The organism is Pseudomonas sp. SC3(2021) (assembly GCF_019856535.1).
GTDB classification, from domain to species: domain Bacteria; phylum Pseudomonadota; class Gammaproteobacteria; order Pseudomonadales; family Pseudomonadaceae; genus Aquipseudomonas; species Aquipseudomonas monsensis.
In genome coordinates this window covers 5,607,699-5,631,336 of sequence record NZ_CP082236.1, presented here as the reverse complement: position 1 = coordinate 5,631,336, position 23,638 = coordinate 5,607,699, and the positions used below count along the sequence as shown (strand labels likewise).

The 23,638-nt window shown below is 59.8% G+C and carries 23 protein-coding genes; 13 read left to right on the top strand and 10 right to left on the bottom strand.

All coding sequences use genetic code 11. The annotated features are described in order from the left end of the window. The first annotated feature begins 3 nt into the window (after window positions 1-3). The 7 genes from K5Y35_RS25005 to K5Y35_RS24975 all read left to right on the top strand — a co-directional run bounded on the left by K5Y35_RS25005 (window position 4) and on the right by K5Y35_RS24975 (window position 4,657). Complete coding sequence (locus K5Y35_RS25005) at window positions 4-378, top strand: type II secretion system protein (protein WP_064588154.1); 375 nt, start codon at window positions 4-6, stop codon at window positions 376-378. Beyond that, complete coding sequence (locus K5Y35_RS25000; protein WP_222833243.1) at window positions 353-892, top strand: type II secretion system GspH family protein; 540 nt, start codon at window positions 353-355, stop codon at window positions 890-892. The genes K5Y35_RS25005 and K5Y35_RS25000 overlap by 26 nt, the downstream gene beginning before the upstream one ends. Further along, complete coding sequence (gene csgE, locus K5Y35_RS24995) at window positions 889-1,281, top strand: curli production assembly/transport protein CsgE (RefSeq protein WP_093439237.1); 393 nt, start codon at window positions 889-891, stop codon at window positions 1,279-1,281. The genes K5Y35_RS25000 and csgE overlap by 4 nt, the downstream gene beginning before the upstream one ends. Further along, window positions 1,278-1,709, top strand: coding sequence for a curli assembly protein CsgF (locus K5Y35_RS24990; protein ID WP_128615748.1), 432 nt, complete (start codon window positions 1,278-1,280; stop codon window positions 1,707-1,709). The genes csgE and K5Y35_RS24990 overlap by 4 nt, the downstream gene beginning before the upstream one ends. A 29-nt stretch (window positions 1,710-1,738) precedes the next feature. After that, a complete protein-coding gene (locus K5Y35_RS24985; protein WP_222833242.1) occupies window positions 1,739-2,599 on the top strand; it encodes a CsgG/HfaB family protein in 861 nt (286 codons plus the stop codon). 1,286 nt (window positions 2,600-3,885) lie between these two features. Then, window positions 3,886-4,257 carry a DUF6124 family protein gene (locus tag K5Y35_RS24980; protein ID WP_186747846.1) on the top strand — a complete coding sequence of 124 codons (372 nt, stop codon included), beginning with the start codon at window positions 3,886-3,888 and terminating at the stop codon, window positions 4,255-4,257. Window positions 4,258-4,408: 151 nt separating this feature from the next. Then, the gene (locus K5Y35_RS24975) at window positions 4,409-4,657 is read left to right on the top strand and encodes an antitoxin (protein WP_222833241.1); all 249 of its coding nucleotides are present in this window, start codon (window positions 4,409-4,411) and stop codon (window positions 4,655-4,657) included. Between the two features lie 49 nt (window positions 4,658-4,706). Here K5Y35_RS24975 and K5Y35_RS24970 read toward each other — a convergent pair whose 3' ends face one another. The 8 genes from K5Y35_RS24970 to K5Y35_RS24935 all read right to left on the bottom strand — a co-directional run bounded on the left by K5Y35_RS24970 (window position 4,707) and on the right by K5Y35_RS24935 (window position 12,507). Further along, window positions 4,707-5,135 carry a hypothetical protein gene (locus K5Y35_RS24970; protein WP_222833240.1) on the bottom strand — a complete coding sequence of 143 codons (429 nt, stop codon included), beginning with the start codon at window positions 5,133-5,135 and terminating at the stop codon, window positions 4,707-4,709. A 144-nt stretch (window positions 5,136-5,279) separates the two neighbouring features. Next, complete coding sequence (locus K5Y35_RS24965) at window positions 5,280-5,573, bottom strand: type II toxin-antitoxin system RelE/ParE family toxin (protein ID WP_222833239.1); 294 nt, start codon at window positions 5,571-5,573, stop codon at window positions 5,280-5,282. Then, window positions 5,554-5,760, bottom strand: a complete 207-nt coding sequence (locus K5Y35_RS24960) for an antitoxin (protein ID WP_159815041.1) — start codon at window positions 5,758-5,760, stop codon at window positions 5,554-5,556. The genes K5Y35_RS24965 and K5Y35_RS24960 overlap by 20 nt, the downstream gene beginning before the upstream one ends. Window positions 5,761-6,070: 310 nt before the next feature. Then, entirely contained in the window at window positions 6,071-7,522 is a 1,452-nt protein-coding gene (locus tag K5Y35_RS24955) for a curlin (RefSeq protein WP_222833238.1), read from the bottom strand. 28 nt (window positions 7,523-7,550) lie between these two features. Further along, window positions 7,551-8,015, bottom strand: coding sequence for a curlin (locus tag K5Y35_RS24950; RefSeq protein WP_222833237.1), 465 nt, complete (start codon window positions 8,013-8,015; stop codon window positions 7,551-7,553). A gap of 72 nt (window positions 8,016-8,087) precedes the next feature. Next, a complete protein-coding gene (locus K5Y35_RS24945; RefSeq protein ID WP_222833236.1) occupies window positions 8,088-10,316 on the bottom strand; it encodes an Ig-like domain-containing protein in 2,229 nt (742 codons plus the stop codon). Between the two features lie 35 nt (window positions 10,317-10,351). Next, on the bottom strand, window positions 10,352-11,698 hold the full coding sequence (locus tag K5Y35_RS24940) for a hypothetical protein (RefSeq protein WP_222833235.1): 1,347 nt from the start codon (window positions 11,696-11,698) through the stop codon (window positions 10,352-10,354). A 206-nt stretch (window positions 11,699-11,904) separates the two neighbouring features. Next, window positions 11,905-12,507 (bottom strand): hypothetical protein, encoded by a 603-nt coding sequence (locus K5Y35_RS24935; RefSeq protein WP_222833234.1) that lies wholly within the window; start codon window positions 12,505-12,507, stop codon window positions 11,905-11,907. 121 nt (window positions 12,508-12,628) lie between these two features. Here K5Y35_RS24935 and K5Y35_RS24930 point away from each other — a divergent pair, with 121 nt between their 5' ends. The 5 genes from K5Y35_RS24930 to K5Y35_RS24910 all read left to right on the top strand — a co-directional run bounded on the left by K5Y35_RS24930 (window position 12,629) and on the right by K5Y35_RS24910 (window position 21,186). Next, complete coding sequence (locus tag K5Y35_RS24930; RefSeq protein ID WP_222833233.1) at window positions 12,629-14,077, top strand: ATP-binding protein; 1,449 nt, start codon at window positions 12,629-12,631, stop codon at window positions 14,075-14,077. Window positions 14,078-14,294: 217 nt separating this feature from the next. Further along, a complete protein-coding gene (locus K5Y35_RS24925) occupies window positions 14,295-17,102 on the top strand; it encodes a multicopper oxidase domain-containing protein (protein ID WP_222833232.1) in 2,808 nt (935 codons plus the stop codon). Then, window positions 17,099-18,202, top strand: a complete 1,104-nt coding sequence (locus K5Y35_RS24920; protein ID WP_222833231.1) for an SCO family protein — start codon at window positions 17,099-17,101, stop codon at window positions 18,200-18,202. The genes K5Y35_RS24925 and K5Y35_RS24920 overlap by 4 nt, the downstream gene beginning before the upstream one ends. Before the next feature lie 94 nt (window positions 18,203-18,296). Continuing rightward, entirely contained in the window at window positions 18,297-19,787 is a 1,491-nt protein-coding gene (locus tag K5Y35_RS24915; RefSeq protein ID WP_222833230.1) for a sensor histidine kinase, read from the top strand. Further along, window positions 19,756-21,186, top strand: coding sequence for a sigma-54-dependent transcriptional regulator (locus K5Y35_RS24910; protein ID WP_123467480.1), 1,431 nt, complete (start codon window positions 19,756-19,758; stop codon window positions 21,184-21,186). The genes K5Y35_RS24915 and K5Y35_RS24910 overlap by 32 nt, the downstream gene beginning before the upstream one ends. Window positions 21,187-21,345: 159 nt before the next feature. Here the strand turns inward: K5Y35_RS24910 and K5Y35_RS24905 are convergent, their stop codons facing one another. Beyond that, window positions 21,346-21,693 (bottom strand): hypothetical protein, encoded by a 348-nt coding sequence (locus tag K5Y35_RS24905; RefSeq protein ID WP_123467482.1) that lies wholly within the window; start codon window positions 21,691-21,693, stop codon window positions 21,346-21,348. 199 nt (window positions 21,694-21,892) lie between these two features. Between K5Y35_RS24905 and K5Y35_RS24900 the strand changes: the two genes are divergently transcribed. Then, window positions 21,893-22,690 (top strand): class I SAM-dependent methyltransferase, encoded by a 798-nt coding sequence (locus K5Y35_RS24900; protein ID WP_186747284.1) that lies wholly within the window; start codon window positions 21,893-21,895, stop codon window positions 22,688-22,690. A 152-nt stretch (window positions 22,691-22,842) separates the two neighbouring features. Here K5Y35_RS24900 and K5Y35_RS24895 read toward each other — a convergent pair whose 3' ends face one another. Then, window positions 22,843-23,535 carry a GNAT family N-acetyltransferase gene (locus K5Y35_RS24895; protein WP_123467486.1) on the bottom strand — a complete coding sequence of 231 codons (693 nt, stop codon included), beginning with the start codon at window positions 23,533-23,535 and terminating at the stop codon, window positions 22,843-22,845. Window positions 23,536-23,638: the final 103 nt, after the last annotated feature.

Below are 23,638 nucleotides of genomic sequence, written 5' to 3'. Positions count from 1 at the left end.
CTCATGCGCCGGGAAAAAGGTTTTACCTTGCTGGAGTTGATGGTGGTGATGGCGATCATCGCCACGCTGATGACCATCGCGCTGCCGCGCTACTTCAACAGCCTCGAAGCGTCGAAGGAAACCACGCTGCGCCAAAGCCTGTCGGCGATGCGTGAGGCGCTGGATCACTTCTACGGCGACACCGGCCGCTACCCGGATTCCATCGAGCAACTGATCGAACAACGTTACCTGCGCAGCGCGCCCCTCGATCCGATCACCGAACGCAAAGACCAGTGGGTGCTGATCGCGCCACCGGACGGCGTTGCCGGCGGCGTGGCCGACATCAAAAGCGGTGCTACCGGGAGGGCGCGTGATGGCAGCCAGTATGCCGAGTGGTAACCGCGCGCAGCAGGGTGGCTTCACTTACCTGGGCGTGCTGTTCCTGATTGTCGTGATGGGCATGGGCCTGGCCAGTGCCGGAGAATTGTGGTCGACCGCTTCGCGCCGCGATCGCGAGAAGCAATTGCTCTGGGTCGGCACCCAATACGCTCAGGCGCTGCGCAGCTACTACCGCAGTTCGCCGGGGCTGGCGCAGTACCCGAAAGAGCTTGCTGACCTGCTCGACGATCAGCGTTTTCCTGAGGCCAGGCATCACCTGCGTCAGCTCTATCCGGACCCGATCGGTCAGGGTGAATGGGCGCTGCAACGTGGCTTCGACGGACGCATCACCGGCCTCAACAGCCCGTCGACCGAGGTGCCGTTGAAGCAGGCGGATTTCCCGACGCAGTGGTCGGACTTCGAAGGCATGCAGCGTTATTCGGACTGGCAGTTTGTTGCCGAAAAAGCCTTCCTTGAGGGCACCAATGGCCCGGCCAAAGGCCAGTCGAACCTGCCGCAGGCGTTGCAGCCATGACTCGCCAATGGTGGTGCGCGCTGATCCTCACCGCTGTGGCGTGCTGCGCCCACGCCGGCGAAGAAGACGAAATGATGGGCTTCATCGTCGACGACACGATCTCGCACATCGGCCACGACTTTTACTACTCGTTCAGTGAACGCCTGCGTGACACCAGCCCGATGGATTTCAACCTGGTGGTGCGCGAGCGCCCCGACGCGCGCTGGGGCAGCCTGGTGACCGTGGAATATCAGCAACGCCTGGTGTATCGGCGCTTCCTGCCGCCGAACACCGTGGAACTGAAGGACGAGGCCTACGCGGCCGCCGACTGGGTTCGACGCCAGGTAGTCCAGCGCAAGCTGGAGGCTCTGTTGCAGGACACCACCGACCTTGAGAAGGACGAACTATGAACAGCACAACGTTCTCACGGCGCAGCGGATTCTGGACCTCGGGGTTGTTGATCGGGCTCGCCAGCGCCGCGGCTGTCCAGGCCACCGAACTGGTCTACACGCCGGTCAATCCATCGTTCGGCGGCAACCCGCTGAACGGCACCTGGCTGCTCAACAACGCCCAGGCGCAAAACGATTACGACGACCCGGACCTCAAGAGTCGTTCGAGTGTGGCCGGCACCTCGGCGCTGGAGCGCTTCACCAGTCAATTGCAATCGCGGCTGCTAGGGCAGTTGCTGGACAACATCTCCACTGGCAACACGGGGAGCCTGTCCACTGACTCTTTTATCGTCAACGTCATCGACGACTCCGGGGCACTGAGCATTGAAGTGACCGATCGAGCGACCGGTGAGGTTTCGGAAATTCAGGTGAACGGCCTCAACCCATGACGGGCTGACGGTTCCGGGGAGAGACGGACATGAAAAAGATCATCGCGCTAGGGCTGATGTTGGCGACATTACAAGGGTGCAGTCTGCGTGAGCCGATGCCGGCCGAGCAGGACACCGAAACCCCGACCCTGACTCCAAGGGCCTCGACTTATTACGACTTGCTGAAGATGCCGCGCCCCAAGGGGCGGCTGATGGCAGTGGTGTACGGCTTCCGTGATCAGACCGGGCAGTACAAACCGACGCCGGCGAGTTCGTTTTCCACCAGCGTGACCCAAGGCGCAGCGTCGATGTTGATGGACGCGATGCAGGCCAGTGGCTGGTTTGTGGTACTGGAGCGGGAAGGGCTGCAGAACCTGTTGACCGAGCGCAAGATCATTCGCGCATCGCAGAAGAAGCCGAATACGCCGGTGAATATTCAGGGTGAGTTGCCACCGTTGCAGGCGGCGAACATGATGCTCGAGGGCGGGATCATTGCCTATGACACCAATGTGCGTAGCGGTGGGGAAGGGGCGCGGTATCTGGGGATCGATTTGCAGCGTGAATATCGGGTGGATCAGGTGACCGTGAATTTGCGCGCGGTGGATGTGCGTAGCGGGCAGGTGTTGGCGAATGTGATGACCAGCAAGACGATTTATTCGGTGGCGCGCAGTGCGGGGATTTTCAAGTTTATCGAGTTCAAGAAGTTGCTTGAGGCTGAGGTCGGGTATACGACTAACGAACCGGCGCAGTTGTGTGTGTTGTCGGCGATCGAGGCGGCGGTGGGGCATATGGTGGCGCAGGGGATTGAGCGGCGGTTGTGGCAGGTGGCGGGGGACGCTTCTGTGCCTGGGCAGGATGATGTTTTGAATCGGTATTTGAGCCAGAACAAGATTGATCCGGATGCCGAGTGAATTTTTTGCTGTTGAGCGGCCGACCAGGCTCTCTCGGTCGAGACCGGTTTAAACCTGTAGGAGTGAGCCTGCTCGCGATAGCTATCTCTCAGGCACAGTTGCTATTGCGGATGTACTCAAATCCTTGTGGGAGCTGGCTTGCCAGCGATGGCGGCCTTACAGCCGACCAATCTCTGGCAGATGTACCCAGTCCCAATTGTGGGAGCGAGCTTGCTCGCGAAGGCTTTCTGTCAGGCGGTAGGGTTCTTTCTGATTGAGTACATATCCATTCCCGCGGTAACGGCCACTTAGGGTTTCGCCCTTACGGCGACTCACTTTTTTGACACGTACCGAAACGCCTCAAAAAAGTAAGCAAAAAAACGCTTGCTCCTACGTGCGGCCCGCTCGCTGGGGCTCGGGGTTCCTTCGCTCCGGCATTGATCCCTCCACTCAGCCTTCCGACGTCGCCCGTGGATCAAGATCAAGAGCAGGCGAGCTGACACTCGGCCTATTGAGTGGTGAAGAGCGAGTGGTCGGCTTTGGTTCGGTGTTGGATTCTCCCCTCACCCCAGCCCTCTCCCGAGGGAGAGGGAGCCGATTTTTGGGCCTTTCAAAATCTGAGTTCAACGGGGTATCGCACGTCGGCGTACCTCTCCCAAACCACTCGGTCAGTCCCCTCTCCCTACGGGCGGTCCGACGTTTCGGGAGGGCTAGGGTGAGGGGCTCTTGCTTCAACGCTTCAAAATCCAAGTTCGGCTCGGTATTGCACGTCGGCGTATATCTCCCAAACACCACGGTCAGTCCCCTCTCCCTACGGGCGGTCCGACGTTTCGGGAGGGCTAGGGTGAGGGGCTCTTGCTTCAAAGCTTCAAAATCCAAGTTCGGCTCGGTACTGCACGTCGGCGTACTTCTACCAAACCACTCGGTCAGTTCCCTCTCCCTCCGGGAGAGGGCTAGGGTGAGGGCTGCGATCTGAAGTGTGTTTAAAGAAGTGTCTGAATCAGCAGAACCTTCCCACAAGGTTTTCAGGTTGTCCGTCGGACGTCCGGTCTCTAGCCTGTGTTCGTCGCTGCCAATTCAGTGACCGGGCGTGGAAACCCGAGTAACTACAGAGCGCACAAGCGCCATTCATAACGTATCCTTGCGCACCTTCACTGTGTGCACTCTGTTATGGCGGCTGTGCGTGGGAGACCTTGTGTCTGCCGGGTTGCCTCTGTCCCGGGTTTCCAACCTGCGTACAGCTGCCACCTATTCGCTTGGAAACCGAATGGGAGACCAGCTATAACCGTCATACAGGGTAAATAATCATGAAAAAACCAACACCCAACCCCCCAGAATCAGACGCCGACAGCACATCCCCCTACGCCTCAGTCGACAGCAAAAAACTCCACGAAGCCGCCGACCGCGCCCTGGATTTCTACCTCAACCCCACTGCCCACATCATGTCCAGCGCTAACGAGCCGGAACCCATGTACCTCGCCAACCCCAGGTACAACACCGAATCCCTGCTGGCCAACGCCAGCGAAACCCTCGGCTCGGCCAGCGAAATGCTCATCAACTTCGCCGCCTCGCTGGAAACCTCGCACCGCAAGACTGCACTAGGTATCGCACAAGTCGTCATGCTGGGCGAACTGGCGGTGAATCAAGCGCTGGATCACGTCGAGTTGAAGGATGGCTGATTGATCGTTCCCACGCTCTGCGTGGGAATGCAGCCCCTGACGCTCTGCGTCAAATTCGCAATTTGGAACGCGGAGCGTCCCGAGAGGCATTCCCATGCAGAGCGTGGGAACGATCAAAGCTAGGGCGTTTTCAATCCAATCCGGAGGCACCATGGATCCGCTGTTTTCCACAACCGTCCCGGAGTTTGAAAGCGAAGAGCAGGCTGCCAGCTACGATCGTCGGCTCCGTGCCAAAGTCCAGAAGTCGCTTGATGATCCGCGCCCCAGCATTCCGAATCAGCAGGTAATGTCAGAGATGAAGGCATTGACGGCGGAACGGCGAATGAACCATGAGGCTCGTGGGGCGTTCGTGAAGAAGATCCGGCGCTCCCACTTTGATCACATAGAACTGGACCATTAACCTCCCTCGCTACACGCTGGAACTCTTTTACAGAAAATGACTGCAGGTCTTAGAAAGAAACACAGGTTCCAAAGTAAACCTCGTCATTGATCATGTAATTGAATGGCTTTTTCTCACCATCCACAAACCCCATTACATTCAGGGCAGTGACGAGTGTCCCAGGAAAATTTTGAGAGGCTGTAATTGCGGATACAACCTTGAAGGAGTTTTCTGAGCTTCCGGGATCGATAATCATTGGTTTTGAGTTCAATGAGTTCTTTAGGGTGCCGATGGTCACTCCTGAAGTCCGATCGACAGTGAACTGCCGACCTACGAAGACTTTGTTGAGTAGTTCATAAGTCGATCCGAAGTCGCCTGTAGCCTGCGAAACCCGCTCTATCGTGCAGATATAATCATCCGTATCAGTTCCGGCGTTAGCGTTGCTGCTCAGTGAAAATAGGAGCAATAGACAGAGTAGGGTGAGTAGAGGCGCTCTCATCTTTGCTCCTTAATATTTGGTTTGACGAGAATAGATCACACAATCATTCCCCGTTTCCTTTTGAAAAGGAGCTGCACAACATTATCTGTTCCCAATAAAAACCGCGCTCCTGAAGGCAGCGCGGTTTTTTTGTTGATGAATGGCTTAGAAAGAATCGCGTCGCGGATACTCCTGACGCGCATGCAGAACGTTAACGATCTCGATCCGATCCGTCACTCGGTAGATGATCAGATAGCTGGAATTGACAACGATCTCCCGAGTGCCGGTGATCCGGCCTGATCGATAGAGATAGGGATGATCAGGAAGATAAGCTATGGCTTTTCCAACTGCCTTCAAGATCTCCTTGGCTGCTACAACATTCCTTTCGACTATGTATTCGAGCACTGTTACCAGTTTCGCCCGCGCTTCGGGCCTCCACTCAATCGGCCTCGAAACCATTGTCTTTTGCCTTGATCAAGGCATGTATCTCGGCCATTACTTGTTCATGTGAAAGATTCGGGCGCGGATCATCGAGAGACGCTTGTACTTCCGCCCTGAACCAGCGGTCATAGCTCGCTGCCTGTTCTTCAGGATCAAGATCCGAGACGACTGGGCACAGCGGGTCAATCATCTTTGGGTCGATCATGGCACCTCCGGGATCTATGCCTGGAAGTCTATTCGGTAAGGGGAATGTTGTCGTGGTTGTCTGGATGAGTTGCACGTCGGTCGAGCTCCGTAGGGTTCAGGTTGTCCCGAAAAATCCTAGTCCCTGCGCTTCCGACGGCCAACCGCCAGACGTGGTAGGAAAACGTGCAGTTTTTCCATAAATCATTCATTTTTCTGTAGGACGTGGCGCGTCTGGGCTTTAAACAACGCGTGTCGTTGATCGGTCCTACGGACACAAAAAAACCGCGACCCCCCTCACCAGAGAATCGCGGCTCATCAACACCCAACCCCTACTGCTGCAACACCGTCGCCTGGTTAGCCGACCCAAACTGCTGAATGTTCGCCGTCTGCGTAACCCCACTCTGATCGACATTGGCAATGTTCCCCGTGCCGCCCTGGGTCACATACGCCACGTTCATCGTATCCGCCTGCTTAACAGTGATCATGTTGTCGCTGCCATACAGTTGCGCGGTATACGCCTGGTTCCCCGTCCCGGATTGATCAAACTCAGCACTGTTGCCAGTGCCGTTCGACGACCCCTGAATCAGGTTGGTCGTCCCGCGTTGATCCGAGATCAAAATGTTGTCACTGCCATTCTGATCAAAGTACAGCTCGTTATACGACTCCGCCTGATTGACCGTGGTCTTGTTGCCAGTCCCGGTCTGACTGGTGGTCATCACATGCCCGACGCCATCCTGAGTGAAGCTGGCCACGTTGCCATTGCCCGCCTGGGTGACGGTCGCACGCTGGTTGCTGCCGAACTGCCCACCCGATTGTGGGCCTTTCCAGTTGCTGGCGTAGACCTTGTTGTCGTTGCCCACGGAGGTGGCGCTGAGCGTGTGGCCGTCGCCGCTCTGGTAGGTGTAGTGCACGTTGCCGTTGCCAACCTGGTACAGCGCCAGCGTCGAATTGACCGATTCGAACTGGTCGGCGTAGATCGCGTTGGTGTTGCCAACCTGGGTGACGGCGGCGGTGTTGTTTTCGCCGAAGCTTTGGTCGACCACGGTTTCGTTGCTGTCGCCGTATTGGTTGATGGTGGCTTGGCTGGCCAGTTGCGCGTCTTGCCAGATTTCGGTGCCGTTGAGGTTGCCGAACTGGTTGATGGTGATGGTGCCGCCGGTGCCGTTGCGTTGGTCGCCGTAGGCGTAGTTGCTTTCTCCGGCCTGGTTGATGCCGATCTGGCCGCCGTTGTGGGTGACCTGTTCGGCGGTGCCGTAGTTGGCGGTGCCGTATTGGGTGATCACCGAACTGTTGCCGCTGCCTTCATAGAGTTGTTCGATGTTGGCTTCGTTGCTGTCGCCGTACTGGAAGGTTTTGCCTTCGCTGCCGTTTTGCGAGTCCTGATAGACGAACGAGAAGTTGCCAGTGCCTTGCTGCTGTTGCAGCGCGCTGTTCGGTGAGCCGAAGCCCAGCGACTGGCTGGCGTGGGCGGTGTTGAAGGCGCCGACCTGTTGTTGGGTGATGGTGGCGTTGTCTTCGTAAAGTTGTTCGGCGTAGCCGGCGTTGTAGTCGCCGACGGCGTCCTGGGTGATCACGCTGCTGGCGTGGTCTTGCACGGCGGCGGCGTCGTTGCCCTGGCCCAGTTGGGTCTGGGTGGCGGTGCTGAACGGTGCCTGGGTCTGTTTCACATCCGCAATGTTGGCGGTACCGACCTGGCTTTGGTTGGACAGGCTGTCGTCGGCCATGGCCTGGGCACTGATCATGACCAGGAGGGCGGCGGTGAGGGGCGTCAGTTTGAACATGATTGAACTCTCCGATGATTTGCAGTGCTTAGCGGTATTGTTTGACCGAAACGCTCATGCCGTTGCCCGACTGGGTCACGGCGCTTTGCAGTCCCGCGCCGGCCTGCTCGATGCTGGCGTCGTTGTTGTTGCCGTTTTGCGAAATCTGCGCGCGGTTGTGGCTGCCGTTTTGGGTGATCGATGCGGCGTTGCCGGAACCGTTCTGGGTGATCAAGGCCATGAGGTCGCTGCCCTGTTGCAGGATGTACGCTTCCTGATTGCTGCCCGATTGCACGATCTGCCCGAGCAGCGACTGACCGTTTTGTTGCAGCAGGGCGACGTTGGCCTGGCCGAGCTGGTCGATCAGGGCTTGCTGACCCACCGGTGGGGGCAGTTCGCCGAGGTCGCTGCTGGTCGGGGCCAAGTCATCGTTTTCCATCAGGTCGTCGGCACGCACGCCCGCACTGCTGCACAGCACAAGCAGGCAAAGCAGGGCGGCGGTCGGCGTGTTCATGGCTCACATCCTGTCAGGCGTTAACCGGTTCGAAATCGACCCCAGCCACCCGAGAGTGGCTGGGGATCTGGCTTACAGCGTGGTCACCGAGACCGTGCGCACGGTGCCCTGGGACGAGCGGATCGTCGCGGTCGGGTTGGCTGATGGCACCACCAGCGTGTTGTTCAGCGTCAGCCGCCAGCGTCCGGTCACCGGTACGGTGGTGGTGCCGAGAGTGACCAGTCCGGTCGGGGTGGTGACCTGCACGGTGATGGTGTTGCCGGTGGTCACCGACGAGGTGCCGGTGAAGTCCCAGTTGAAGCGACCGCCGGAGCGTGCCTGCACCGTGGACGCGGTGACGGTGAAGGTTTCCGCTGCTGGCCGTGGCGACACTTGCACCGTGACCGTGGCCGGCGTCGACAGGGCGCCGAAGCTGTCCCGGGCGATGTAGGTGAAGGTTGTGGTGAACGCCGTGGTGACGGTGGCCGGCGGGGTGTAGGTGATCACCGTGCCGTTGCTGCTGACCGTGCCGCGCCCGGCGGCCGGTTGGGTCAGGCTGTTGACGGCCAGTGGCACGTTACCTTCCGGATCGGTGTCGTTGGCCAGCACGTTGATCGGGATCGCTACGCCCAGTGTGGCGACGCTGTCGGCGACGGCGGTCGGTGCCTGGTTCGGTGCGACGGTGATGGTTACGGTGGCTGGATTGGCCGAGGCCAGGCCTTTGGCGTCCTGCGCTTTGTAGGTGAAGGTGGTGGTCAGTGGCGCGTTGACTACCGCTGGCGGCGTGTAGACCACCGATGTGGTGCCGTTCAGCGCGACGGTGCCTTGGCCGGCGGCCGGTTGAGTCAACGCGGTGATACCCAGCGGATTGTCACCATCAGGATCGCTGTCGTTGGTCAACAAGCTGAGGGTGATCGGCACGCCGAAGCTTGTGCTGCCGCTGTCGGCATTAGTGATCGGCGCCTGGTTTTCACCAGTGTCTGGCGCGGTGCCAACCACGACGACCGCCTCAGTGTCACTGCCGCCGGCGGCGGATTTCACCGTCACGGTGGCTGGTGGCTGAGTCAGGTCGGCGACGGTGATGCGTTGCAGGGTGCCGGACTTCGACAGGCGTCCATAACCTTGGGCGACCATGTCGGGGATCGCCACTTCATCGGTCGATGTCGCTTCGATCAGCAAGGTTTTGTTGGCCCAGTTGTAACGAGCGGTCTGCACTTTCACCACATCGGTGAGCTTGGCCGATACGGCTGTCGGCCGGGTGGTGCCGGCGGGGTTGGTGGCGGTCACGACGACTACCGGAGGGACTGCACCGGTACCCAGGCGATGACCGAAGAACAGGCCGTTGTTGTCACCCAACAGACTGGTCTGGCACGGCGTTGGCGGTGGGCCGGGGAGTAGCGCCACGGTTTCGCGGAAGCACAGGGTCGAGCTGCTGTCAGCCTTGGCGAACACCTCGGCACGCACGCCGGCCGAGGTGCGGCGATAGGTGGCGCGGTCGATTTCCACCTGCGTCTGCTGGCGGTTGTCGAGCACTTTGCCGGACAGGCTGAACACGTTCGACTGGATCGTCCCGGCTGGCCCGGTGATGCGCAGGAAGTTGGTGTTGAACGGGCTGCCGGTTACTGCTTCGGTGAGGTTCGGGTCGCCGACGAAAGTTTCCGTGGCGCCGGTGTCCGGGTTCACTTCGGTGTAGGGGCCGTTGACGCTGCGCAGGAACGGCCCGATTGCTCCACCGACGGCACCGGTGAAATTGCCCGGTGCGCCGATGCCGATGTCACGGGTGATGTTGATCGCGCGCCGACCGGGCGCGGTGACGTTGACCGTTTCCACGCCGTAGGGGTGAGTGATGGTATAGGTGCCGGCAAGGGGCACGTTCACCCGGATGCGAATCCGCGCAAAGCTTTGCTGATCACCGTCCGCCGGATTTTCCGAGGCGAATGCCGCTTCGATCCCGGCGACATAAGCGTCCACACCATAACCGGCAGCGTTGTCGGGGATCGTGGTTTCGGCCAGGAACCAGAAGGCTTCCGGCGGCCAGTTGTCCGGGAAGATCATCGGCTGGGCGTCGTCGTAGACACCCGGCTCGGCCAAGAGAATGCACATGTAGGCCGGCGGAGTGGTCGCTGCAACGCGTGAACTGGCAGCACGCGACTGGCACAGTTCCATCGACAGCTGATTTTCGTCCTGATACCACATCGGGAATTTCCCGGTGGCGAAGGTGTAGGGGCCGGGGTCGACGGCGGCGAGTTGCGCATAGGCACTGCCGGTCAGCGAGAGAGCGAGCCCGAGCGCGTTGAGCGCAAAGCGTGGCCACTTGTTCATGATGCCTCCTGATACGGATCTGGGCATGTGAGCGTTCATTGCACGATGACCACTTCTTCGGTGTCGCTGCCGCCGTTGGACGACGTCACGCGCACTTTGGCTGGCGGTATCGGCGAGATCCCGGTGGCCAGGGTTTTCACCGCGCCGTCGCCGCTCAGGGCACCGATGGCGGCGCCGCTGCCGGAGGTGGCGGTGAGTACGGGGGGCGAGGTTTCGTCACTGGTCGAGGCCACCACGGTGAGTTGTCCGGAGCTCAGGCTGTATTGCGCGCTCTGGATCACCACCAGGTCGGTCAGGGTCATGGGCAGGGTGGTCGGCGTGCTGCTGGCGATAGCCAGGTGGTTGTCGGCAGTCACTTGCAGGGTGGTCGGTAAGGTCGGGTTGGCTGACGATTGCGCGTACCAGGCACCGGTGGCGTTGGCTTCGGTCATGTTCAGCACCGGCGTGCTGCTGGTGACGGCCACAGTGCCCGGCGCGGGCGGGGCCTTCACAAACAAGTCCTGCTGGGCCACCGGTGCGCTGTCGCCGGCTTTGCGCGAGTAGGTGCTGCGCTCAGTGATCATTGGCGTTGGCCGCACCACAGTCGACAACTTGCCGGAAACGGCGAAAGTGGTCGAACGCAGATCCAGACCGTTAGGGCCTTCGATCCGCACGTAGTTGGTGTTGAACGGGCTGCCGGTCACCGCTTCGGAGAGGTTAGGGTCGCCGACAAATTGCTCGGCGGCGCCAGTCACCGGGTTGGTCTCGGTGTACGGGCCGTTGACGCTGCGCAGGAACGGGCCAATGTCCCCCTTGAGCGCGCCGTCATAGGTTTTCGGCGTGCCGATGCCGATGTCGCGGGTCATGTTGATTGCGCGGCGCCCGGGGGTATCGATGTTGAACACCTCGACGCCATACGGGTGGGTGATGACATAGGTGCCGGCGGTGGGCACATCGACGCGAATACGGATCCGCGCGAAGCTGACCTGATCGCCTTCCACCGGTTCTTCAGCGGCGAATGCGGCTTCGATGGCGCTGACGTAGCCCAGATCAATGCCGCGTGCAGCATCGACGAGGCTGGTTTCGCCGGTGAACCAGAACGCTTCGTCGGGAAAGTTGGTCGGGAAGACGATCGGCTGGGCGTCATCGAACACACCAGGGGTCGGCAACAGCGAGCACATATACGAAGGCGCGCCCGGTGTGCTGGGCACTCGCGAACTGAGCGCTTTGGACAGGCACAGGTCCAGGGTGCGGCCGTGGGTGTCCTGATACCAACTGGCGAAACCGCCATTGGCCGGTGCGTAAGGCCCCGGATCAACAGCGAACAAAGCGGCCTGGGCAATGCCCTGGGCCAACGCGCTCACGACCAGGACAGTCGCGGTTTTGGACAGTAAAGGGTGCATGAGTTAATCCCTCTATCAAAGTACCTGCCCCTTGGGGATGGGTCAGTTGCACAGGGCCTGTACACCTTCCATGCCAAGGTGTGGTGGATGGGCGGGAGAGTGCCGGGGTAGAGGGCTTTTGCGGTTGGAAAGCGCTGGATGGGATAGCTGGGGAAAGGGCGTCATTCCCCAGAATCGGGGACGGTGGGGATGACATTGAACGTCTGTCAGATGAAGAACCTGTGGGAGCGAACCTGCTCGCGAATGCGGACTTCCTGTGACGAAAATGTCACTGACCTGCCGCCTTCGCGAGCAAGCTCGCTCCCACAAGTTTCTTCGGTGAAAACAAAACAGGTGAGTGAAACAGGCCACTGTGGGAGCGAGCTTGCTCGCGAATGCGGACTTCCTGTGACGAAAATGTCGATTGACCTGCCGCCTTCGCGAGCAAGTTTCTTCGGTGAAAACAAAACAGGTGAGTGAAACAGGCCACTGTGGGAGCGAGCTTGCTCGCGAATGCGGACTTCCTGTGACGAAAATGTCGACTGACCTGCCGCCTTCGCGAGCAAGCTCGCTCCCACAAGTTTCTTCGGTGAAAACAAAACAGGTGAGTGAAACAGGCCACTGTGGGAGCGAGCTTGCTCGCGAAAGCGGACTTCCTGTGACGAAAATGTCGATTGACCTGCCGCCTTCGCGAGCAAGCTCGCTCCCACAAGTTTCTTCGGTAAACACAAAACAGGTGAGTGAAACAGGCCACTGTGGGAGCGAGCTTGCTCGCGAATACGGACTTCCTGTGACGAAAATGTCGACTGACCTGCCGCCTTCGCGAGCAAGCTCGCTCCCACAGGGATTTGTAGTGGTTGGGGAGGCGTGTATCGGGGCGATATCCCCGCATCCGGGCAAACCCCCACCCGTGGGCTATAACCCTATAGGACGTATCGAGAAGTCGCCGCCATGAACATGCAGTCGAAATCGCTTCCGGTTGAGGAGGGCCATCTACGGTTGGGCTCGCACAAGCAGCCGTTCAACCTGCTGCGCTGGTTTTCGCTGATCAGCATGGCGGTGATCGGCACCGTGGCCATCGCGCTTGGCGCGGTTTCGACGCGTTTCGTGATCGATGAAAGCGTGCAGCGCGATGCCTTGCTCACCGCACAGTTCATTCAGGCCATCGCGTCTGCCGAAGTGCGCCACGTGTCGATTCCCAACATCCGCACCATGGGCGAACTGCTCGACCCGCGTCAGGACAAGGATTTTCCCGATGTCGACCCACAGGCTCGGGCAGGGGCACGGGGCGAATTTCTCGATCATATCGAACACTTGCCGGACGTGATTCTCGCCAACATTTACGCGCCGGACCGCCAAGTGATCTGGTCGACCAATCCCGCGCTTATCGGCACCAGCATTCATGCCGACGAAGACCTCGATCGTTCCTTCAACGAAAAGATTCCGGTATCCGCCAGCTACCACGACGTCGACAAGGCCCGGGAAGAGCAGAAATTCGTCGTCCCGCCGGATTACATCTTTATCGAAAATTACATTCCGCTGTTCGACGCCGAGGGCAAGAATGTCACGGCGATGGTCGAGATCTACAAGGAACCCAAAGACCTGATCGCGCGCATGGAGCGCGGTTTGACCCTGATCTGGCTGGCGACTGCGCTCGGCGGCGGGCTGATTTATCTGGGCCTGTACTGGATCGTCCGGCGTGCAGCGATCCTGCTCGCCGCCCAGCAAAAACAACTGATCGCCAATGAAACCTTTGTTGCGCTGGGCGAGATGTCCTCAGCTGTCGCGCATAGCCTGCGCAACCCGCTGGCGACCATCCGTTCCAGCGCCGAACTGGCGCTGGAGTTCGATGCCGGCCCGGCCGAGAAGAACATCAAGGACATCATCGGCCAGGTCGACCGCATGTCGAAATGGGTGCGCGAACTGCTGCAGTCGTTGCGTCCGCTCAACGATGACCCGGAGCCGGTTAACCTTGTGGCCGCGCTGCACGAAAGCCTCGTCGCCTTCGAACAGCAGATCGCCAGGGCCGGGGTGACAGTGGTGTTTCATCCGCAGCAGACGCCGATGGTGCTCAGCCAACCGGTGCAACTGACGCAGATCCTCAACAGCCTGCTGGCCAATGCACTGGAGGCGATGGACAAGGGCGGCACGCTGACCGTCAGCCTGGAACCGAGCGACGACCGCGGCGTGTGTGTGGTGCTCAGCGACACCGGCAAAGGCATGAACGAAGAACAACGGACCATGGCGTTCCGGCCGTTTTTCACCACCAAATCAGGTGGCTTGGGCGTCGGCCTGGTGCTGGTCAAACGCATCATGGAACGCTTCGGCGGCGGCGTGACCCTCGACAGCCGCGAAGGCGCGGGCACCACCGTTCGCCTGGCCTTTCAACTGGTCCCCTGAAACACCGATTCTCCCTGTAGGCGCTGCGGCAGCTCCTGAATCAGTTGTGCATCGCCGTAAAAATTTATGAACTTCCCCCACCAATGGGTGTCAAGCCCCGGTCACCGGGGAGTGGGGAAACCCACAGGCCTTCCAAGCCCCTGTTACAACTGGAAATAATTTCTTGGCGCACTAGTTGCAAAACACCATCACCCCTTCCTTGATGAGGCGGCTGGTGATGGACAGAGCAACGCGTGACCCAAGCAACACCTTTCTGCTGACGCCGCTGAGCGTCTTTCTGATGTTGACCCTCGGCACCATGGTCGGCGTTCGCGCCAGCCCCATTGATGACGAACGACAGCCAGAAACCTCCGACCCGTCGGCGTACTACGACGAGCCAGCAGACGAACCGGCGGCGCTCAACGCCATCCTGACCATGCCCGAGGCCAACGAAGATTCCTTCGATTTGCCCGACGGGGTCAAAGGCACGCGGAACTCGACCCGCACGGAAAACGTGCTGCCGCCCACCGTGCAGACCAGTTTCAACTACCCCACCAACGGCAAGCCGAGCCCGCTCTATGGCGCGCAACCGTTCACCCAGCAGTTGACCCTGTTCGAAGAGTTTGGCCCGGAAAAGCTCGACCCGACCACCCCGGCCGCGCCGTTGCCATTTCCGCCGGCCGCGATCGGCCCGGCACCGGCTCAGGACCCGAACAACGTCGCCCGCAGCGCGCCACCCGGCAGCGCCCTCGACGCGTTCCTGCGTCAACCGGGGCTGACGCCATTCCCCAGCCAGTTCGCCAATGTCGTCGACCGTAACCCGTGGCAGGCGCAGATCGAAGTGTTCCTCAACCGCCACATCGGCTCGTCCGCCGAAGGTCGGCCACCCGGAAAAGGCTGGGCGCACCAGCGCTGGAACGAGTTCTACCCGCAAGTCGCTTACAAAACCGTACAGACCGGCGCGCGCCTCAACGGTGGCCTGCGTGACAGCGTGCAAATGCACCATTACGCGGTGGGCGAATTCGGCCCCGGCGGTCTGTACCACAACGTCGCCGGTGTACCGCTGACCGACGGCACCTCGAAGGGCGTCGACCCGCGTTTCCACCCGGCGATGCCGGCGCAAAACCACAACTCGGTGTGGACCTTCGACGGCACGTTGCCGCCGAAGCTGTTGATGGTGCGCTACGGCCAACCGGTGATGATGCGCCACTACAACGGCTTGCCGATCGATCCGTCGGCCAACCGTGGTTTTGGCCTGCACACCATCAGCACCCACGAGCACAACGGCCACGCGCCAGCGGAAAGCGACGGCTATGCCAACGCGTTCTTCTTCCCGGGGCAGTTTTACGACTATCGCTGGCCGATCCAGCTCGCCGGTTACGACAGCATCAACACCAAGGCTGAAGACCCGCGCGCAGCGTTCCCCTGCGCCCCCGGCGAAACCCTGTGGGTCAACGATCTCGCACCGGCGAAGAAAACCTGTGACAACGGCACCATCAAGATCCGTGGCGACTGGCGCGAAACCATGAGCACCCACTGGTTCCACGACCACATGCTCGATTTCACCGCGCAGAATGTCTACAAGGGCAACGCGGCGATGATGAACTACTACAGCGCGTTGGATCGCGGTAACGAGTCGGTGAACGACGGCGTCAACCTGCGTCTGCCCAGCGGCAGCGCTTTGCCGTGGGGCAACCGCGACTATGACGTCAATCTGGTGCTCGCCGACAAGGCCTGGGATCAACAAGGCCAATTGTGGTTCAACCCCTTCAACACCGATGGCTTCATCGGCGATCAGGTGCTGGTCAACTGGCAGTGGAAACCGACCCTTGACGTGCGTGCGCGCAGTTATCGCTTCCGCATTCTCAACGGCTCGGTGTCGCGCTACTTCAAACTGGCCTTGGTGCGGGAAATCAAAGGCAGTGGCGGCGAGTTTCAGGGGCCGAAAAACTCGGGTGTGACGTACAGCCGCGTGCCGTTCCACATGATCGCCAACGACGGCAACATCATGGAACACAGCGTGCCGTTCGACGGTTCGATGGACCTCGACGCCGATGGCGATAAACAGAACCACAACGCGATCCTGCCGACGCAGGGCATCGCCGAGCGCTTCGACATCATCGTCAATTTCTCGAAAAACGGTATCAAGCCCGGTGACAAGCTGTTCTTCCTCAACCTGCAGGCGCAGGACGACGGCAAAGGCCCGAAAGAAATGATTCCGCTGGCTGACGTACTTTCGGAGAAATACCTGCCAGTGATCAAGCAGACCAGCAATGGCCCGCAGTGGGACCGGGGAGATCCGGCGGTGGGCAAGGTCTTGCAGCTCAACGTCAAGGCCTACACCGGTCAGGATCTGGCGATGAACCCAGCGGCGTACGAGCCGGCCAAACCGGGCAAGGCTGAAGGGCTGGTGATGATCCCGCTGAAACTCCATCGCGACAACGCCGCCGATAAAGTCGTGCTGGCCAAGGCCCGCCACCGCACTTTCACCTTCGGCCGCTCCGACGGCACCGATGAGGCGCCGTGGACGGTCAAGACTGATGGCGGCTTCGGCTTCCACATGGACCCGCGTCGCTTGAATGCTTCGACTCAGCTGTCCAGCGGCCCGACCGATGCCGGTGTCACCGGGTTCGGCACCCTCGAAGTGTGGAACATCAAGGCCGGCGGCAAGGGCTGGAGCCATCCGGTACACGTGCACTTCGAAGAGGGGATCATCCTCAGTCGCGGCGGCAAGGCACCGCCAGAGTGGGAAAAATGGGCACGCAAAGACGTCTATCGGATCGGTTCCGAAGCCGATGGCCTGGACAGCGTCGAGATGGCGATCAACTTCCGCGAGTTTGCCGGGACCTACATGGAGCACTGTCACAACACTCAGCATGAGGACAACTCGATGCTGCTGCGTTGGGACCTGGAGAAACCCGGGCAACTGCAGTTGATGCCAACCCCACTGCCAAGCTGGGACGGTGTGCGCTACGTCAACTCCGCCGCGCTGCCAACTTTCCGCAGCGGCGACGGTATGGGCCCACAAGTGGTGGTCAAGCCATGAACCGCCGCCACGTTGATAGCCAACCTGTGCATACCCCGCGCTCACGGGCGCTGGGCATGCACCTGGTGCTGATGCTGGTCGCCTGTGTGCTCGGCAGCCGCGTGCTGCTGGCACATCAGGCCAGTGTCAGCGAGCCGTCAGCGGCCAGTGAATCCGCCACCCCGTGGGGTGGCGACTATTTCCCCAACACCTTGCTGACCGATCAGGACGGTCAGCAGGTGCATTTCTTCGATGACCTGATCAAAGACAAAGTGGTGGTGATCAACTTCATCTTCACTTCGTGCAGCGATTCCTGCCCACTGGAAACCGCGCGCTTGCGCCAGGTGCAGAAACTGCTGGGGGATCGGGTCGGGCAAGACATTTTCTTTTACTCGATCAGCATCGACCCGATCAGCGACACGCCCGAAGTGCTCAAGGCCTATGCGCAGCGCTTCAAGGTCGGCCCCGGCTGGAGGTTTTTGACGGGCGAATTCGAAGAGGTCACCGACCTGCGCAAGAAGCTCGGGCTGTTTATCGAAGGCGTCGACAATGGCCGCAGCAAGGACCACAACCTCAGCCTGATCGTCGGCAACCAGACCACCGGGCGCTGGATGAAGGCCTCGCCGTTCGAAAACCCGTGGATCCTCGCCGATCAACTGGCCAACACCCTGCAGAACTGGAAACAGCCGAGCATCGAGGAAAGCTACGCCAACGCTCCGGACATTCGCCCGCCGAGCAATGGCGAAGAACTGTTCCGCACCCGTTGCGCCTCGTGTCACAGCCTCGGCCCGCAGGATGGCCAGGGCATTGGCATGCGCAGCATCGGCCCCGATCTGATCGGCGTAACCCGCCACCGTGATCCGAAGTGGCTGAATCGCTGGATTCGCGAACCGGATCGCTTGCTCGCGGAAAAAGACCCGATTGCCCTGCAACTCTACGAACAATTCGAGCGAATCCCGATGCCCAATCTGCGCCTCGATGAGCAATCCGCGCAGTCGATCATCGACTTTCTCAGCGCTGAAACAGAGCGTCAGCAACCGTCCACTGCGGCCATGACCGACGGTGCTTTGACGCCAGTAAAACCGGGCGATCCAGCCGCGACGGTGAGTCAGATGCGGTAGCGGCGAAATAGCATCATTGAACCGTGTGTCGCGGTCAGAGCCACCTACACTGATGGCTGTAAGCAGCGCGATATAAAACTCCAGGGCCACTCCCATGCAGCGACTGGAAGCACAAAAAACCTCTGCACCGAACCCATCGGTCGCATGCAAGGGCTGGCGCGAGCAGTTCAATCTGCTGCGCTGGTTCTCGCTCGCGAGTTTTTTCATCATCGCCGCGGTGGCGTTGGGGCTGGGTTATATCTCCACACGCTTCGTGGTCACCGAAAGTGTCGAGCGCGATGCGCTGCTGACCGCGCAATTCGTTGAGGCCATTGGCGCGGCGGAAATGCGTCACGCGAAAATCACTCCGAACCGGACGATGGGCGAAATGCTCGACCCGCGCCAGGACAACCACTATCCCGATGTTGATCCGGCGTTACAGGCTTCGGCACGCACCGAGTTTCTCGATCACGTCGAACACTTGCCGGACATTTTGCTCGCAACCGTTTATGCGCTGGATCGCACGGTGATCTGGTCGACCAACGCTGAGCTTATCGGTGTGCACATCAAGGATGACGATGAGCTCGACGAATCATTCGAGATGAAAGTGCCGGTGTCTTCCAGCTACCACAAGATCGACGATGAGAAACCCGAGCAGCAAATGTTGCGCGAACCGAAATACCTGTTCATCGAGAACTACATCCCGATGTTCAACGCCGACAAAAGCAAAGTCGTTGCCATGGTCGAGGTCTACAAGGAGCCGGCGGATCTGGTCGACCGCATCGACCGTGGATTTGCCTCGATCTGGGCCGCCACGTGTTTCGGCGGTGCGGTGATCTTTCTGGCGTTGTTCTGGATCGTCCGCCGCGCGGCGAAACTGCTGCAGAGCCAACAGCAACAGTTGATCAGTAATGAAACCTTTGTCGCTCTCGGCGAAATGTCCTCGGCGGTGGCGCACAGCCTGCGCAATCCGCTGGCGACCATTCGTTCCAGCGCCGAACTGGCTCAGGAAATCGCCAGCCCCGGCGCGCAACGCAATATCGGCGACATCATCAGCCAGGTCGATCGCATGTCGCGCTGGGTCCGCGAATTGCTGGTGTCGCTGCGGCCGATGAATGACGACGGTGAAGCGGTGGACCTGGTGATGGCGGTCGAAGACACCGTTGGCGCCTTCGAAGCATTGATCAAACGCTGCAACGTCGAAGTGCGCTTCACACCGCAGAATTGCGCGCTGGTGGTCAGCCAGAAGGTGTTGCTCACGCAAATCCTCAATAGCCTGTTTGCCAACGCCCTCGAAGCCATGCCCAAGGGCGGTGTGCTCAGCGTCGAATTCGAATCGCCGCAGCCTGACAGCGTGCGCCTGACCGTGAGCGACACCGGCAAGGGCATGAGCGCGCAGCAGCAGTTGTTGGTGTTCAAACCGTTTTTCACCACCAAACAGGGCGGCCTCGGGGTTGGCCTGGCGTTGGTCAAACGCATCATGGAGCGTTTCGAAGGTTCGGTCGTGCTGACCAGCCGCGAGCAGGAGGGAACCCGCGTCAGTCTCAACTTCAAAGTGGCATCGGGAGGGGAATATGGAACACAGCATTCTGCTGGTCGAGGATGACGAACTGCTGGCCGAGAATATTCAGACCTACCTGGAGCGCAAGGACTTCGAGGTGACGGTCTGCCATTCGGCCGAAGACGCGCTGGGGCAACTGGAAACCTTCATGCCCGACATTGTGCTGACCGACAACTCGCTGCCGGGCATGAGTGGTCACGACCTGATCCAGAAGCTGCGCATCAGCGCGCCGGATCTCAAAGTGATCATGATGACCGGCTACGGCAACGTCGAAGATGCCGTGGTGGCGATGAAGGAGGGCGCCTTTCATTACGTCACCAAACCAGTGGCGTTGCCGGAACTCAAACTGCTGCTCGACAAGGCCCTGGCCACCGAGCGGATGGAGCGCACGCTGTCGTTCTATCAGGACCGCGAGGCGCAGAAATCCGGGGTGCAGGCACTGATCGGCGACTCGGCGCCGATGCAGTTTCTGAAAAACACCATCGGCCAGTTGCTCGATGCCGAGCGGCGCATGGCCAACACCGATCTGCCGCCGGTTTTAGTCGAAGGCGAGACCGGTACCGGCAAAGAATTGGTGGCCCGCGCGCTGCACTTCGACGGCCCGCGCAGCAAAGGCCCGTTCATTGAGTTCAACTGTGCGTCGATCCCGTCGAATCTGGTCGAGTCGGAACTGTTCGGTCACGAGAAAGGCGCGTTCACCGACGCCAAGGATCGGCGTGTCGGGCTGGTGGAAGCGGCGGACGGCGGCACGCTGTTTCTCGATGAAGTCGGGGAAATGGATCTGCTGTTGCAGGCCAAGCTGTTGAAGTTGCTGGAGGACCGGACGATTCGCCGGGTTGGTTCGGTGAAGGAGCGCAAGGTCAATCTGCGGGTGATCAGCGCCACCAACTGCAACCTTGAGCAAATGGTCCAGCAGGGCAAATTCCGTCGTGATCTGTTTTTCCGCTTGCGGATCATTTCGATCAAGGTGCCGCGCCTGTATGCCCGAGGTGAAGACATTTTGATGCTGGCCCGGCACTTCCTCGCCAGCCACGGCAAACGCTACGGCAAGCCGAACCTGCATTTCAGCGATCAGGCCGAAGAACTGCTGCTCAGTTACACCTGGCCGGGCAACGTGCGTGAGTTGCGCAACATGCTTGAGCAAACTGTGCTGCTGGCGCCGAGCGACACCATCGCCGCGCATCAGTTGAACGTGTGCATGAGCCTGGTCGACGAACCGCCGCTGCACCTGCACGAAGTGCCGACGCACTACGAATCCCGTCCGGCGAGCAATACCGAGTCGATGAACTTGCCGGAAGTCGAGCGCGACATGGTGCGCAAGATGCTCGACAAGACCGACTGGAATGTCACCAAATCCGCGCGCCTGCTGGGCCTGAGCCGCGACATGCTGCGCTACCGCATCGAAAAACTCGGCCTCGCCCGGCCGGATAAACGGCAGTGGTAAAAATGCAGATGTCCGAGCCAGCACAAAACCTTGTGGGAGCGAGCTTGCTCGCGAATGCAGTGTGTCAGTCAGCATAAAAGTGACTGATCCACCGCTTTCGCGAGCAAGCTCGCTCCCACAGGGTTATCTGGCGTGTGCAGAATGTTTGGGCAACCCGGATCAATGCTGCTGTCGGCTCAAACACTCCAGCAAACAACCCGGATCCAGCACCTCGTCATTCACATAAATCCCGCGCTCGGCATCGTACGTGCGGATAAACACCCGCACCGTCGCATCCGCCACGGTCGGCAATTGCGAATCGTAGAATTCATGGTCACCCGGAATCACCACAAAATCCTGCGGCGCCGTATCCTCGTAAGGCCTTGGCGGCGTGGCCTGCAGTGAATACGGGGCAGGGTGGGCGAAGGGCTGGTTCGGCCCGTAATAATTGAAATTGCTGTCCAGCGCTTGCGCCTGAGTGGCAGCGAGCAGACAGCCGGTCAACAACAGCCGTTCGAGCATTAGCATGGCGGCACCTGCGAGTGCGGTTTTCCCCAAGGCTATTAACTATAGCTGCCTCACACGAAACAAATGTAGGAGCTGCCGCAGGCTCGGGCCGCGTTCGGCAGCGCCTACAGGAATTGGCTTACAAGTTTGCAACAACCGGAATTGAAGAGCTGATCTAGACTCGGATCCGCTCAATCACGAGCCTCGTCCGGAGTGCGCCATGGAAGTGCCCAATAATAAAACCGCCATCGAGAGCAATCGACAGGCGTGGAACGATTCCGCCCGTCACCATCAGGATTCGCCTGACTGGCAGGCGTTGCTGAGCGACGTCGCGCAGGCGGATTTCTCCTGCCTCGATGAGACCCTGAGCGGGTTACTGGAGGTCGACGCCAAGGATGTGATTCAACTGGGCTGCAACAATGGCCGCGAGAGTCTCTCCCTGTTTGCGCTTGGTGCCAGAAGCGTGGTCGGTGTCGATCAATCGGCTGCGTTTCTCGAACAGGCGCGTGAGCTGAACAAGCGTTCACCGCACAATGCCGAGTTCATCGAAAGCGATATCCATCATCTGCCAGCGTCCCTGCACAATCGTTTCGACGTGGCGCTGATCACCATCGGCGTCCTCAACTGGATGCCGGACATCGGCGAGTTTTTCCGCCATGTCGCTTCAACGCTGAAGCCGGGTGGCAAACTGGTGATCTATGAAACCCATCCGTTCCTGGAAATGGTTGATCCCGACGCTGAGGATCCGTACCGCCTCGCCAGCTCGTACTTTCGCGCCGAACCGTTTGTGCAGGAAGAGCCGATTGTCTATGTCGGCAAGGTTGAGCAGCCGGCGGCGAAGTCGTATTGGTTTGTGCATAACCTTGGCGCCATCTTCAGCGCTGCCATTGCGGCAGGGCTGAATATTGCGCACTTCAGGGAGTACGCGCATTCGAACCGGGAAGAGGTGTATGACCGGTATTTGAATCAAGAGGCGCAGATGCCGATGTGTTTTACCTTGGTCGCCACCAGGATTTGAAATTCATCGTCGTTGCCACTGGCCTCATCGCTGGCAAGCCAGCTCCCACAGGATTTTGTGTCGTACATAAATAACCGGTACAACTCAAAACCCTGTGGGAGCTGGCTTGCCAGCGATGGCGGCCTAAAGACGCCACAAATCCTCAGATTGAATCAAGCCTGCGCCGCCGAGCTCACCACCGGCCGTCCCGGTTTGCGCAGCGGTTCCAGCCGTGATCCCTCATACCGCGTTTCACGGAAAAACCTCCAGCGGCCGAACAGGCCGTAAACGTGCGTGACCCGCCCCTGCTCGTGGTATCCCATGCGGATATGCAGCTTCAGCGCCGGAATATTGTGCGTCTCGCACACGTCCACCACCTTGTCGCAACCCTGCGCCGCCATGGCTTGCCACAGCGCCACTTGCACGTCCACCGACAGGCTGCTGCCGAAATAGGCGCGGGTCATTTCACCGCCAAACTCGAAGAATTCACCCGGCTTCACCGGGAAGGTGCAGCCGTAATAGTGACGGTCGTGATAGTCGCGAATGCTGCCCCAAATAAAAGCGACTGCGTGGCCGTCAGCATCGAGGTACATGTGCCCGGTGTGACCCTCGGCGGCGAGCTCCGCCATGGTGCCCACGCGGTCCCCAAAATGTTTGGCGAAGGCGATGGCGTTTTCCGGCGTTATGTCGACTCTGCGCAGTCCGTCGTAAGGCCGCAGCTTGTGTGGCGGTACTGGGCTGACCAGATCACGCTCCATCCACAACAGTTCCCAATGGAAGAACACGTAGCGTTTCCACAACGTGCCGAACGTGCGGCCGAGGCCCTTTTGTCGGATGCGTTCTTGTAGTTTTTCGATCACGCTCATGATGCCCTCCGTGGCCGTAGCCCGGGTGTGGTGGATGGTGCTGTTGTGGGTATAGATCACGCTGGCCAGTTAATTTCAAAGGGCCACTTTGGAAAGTATTTCA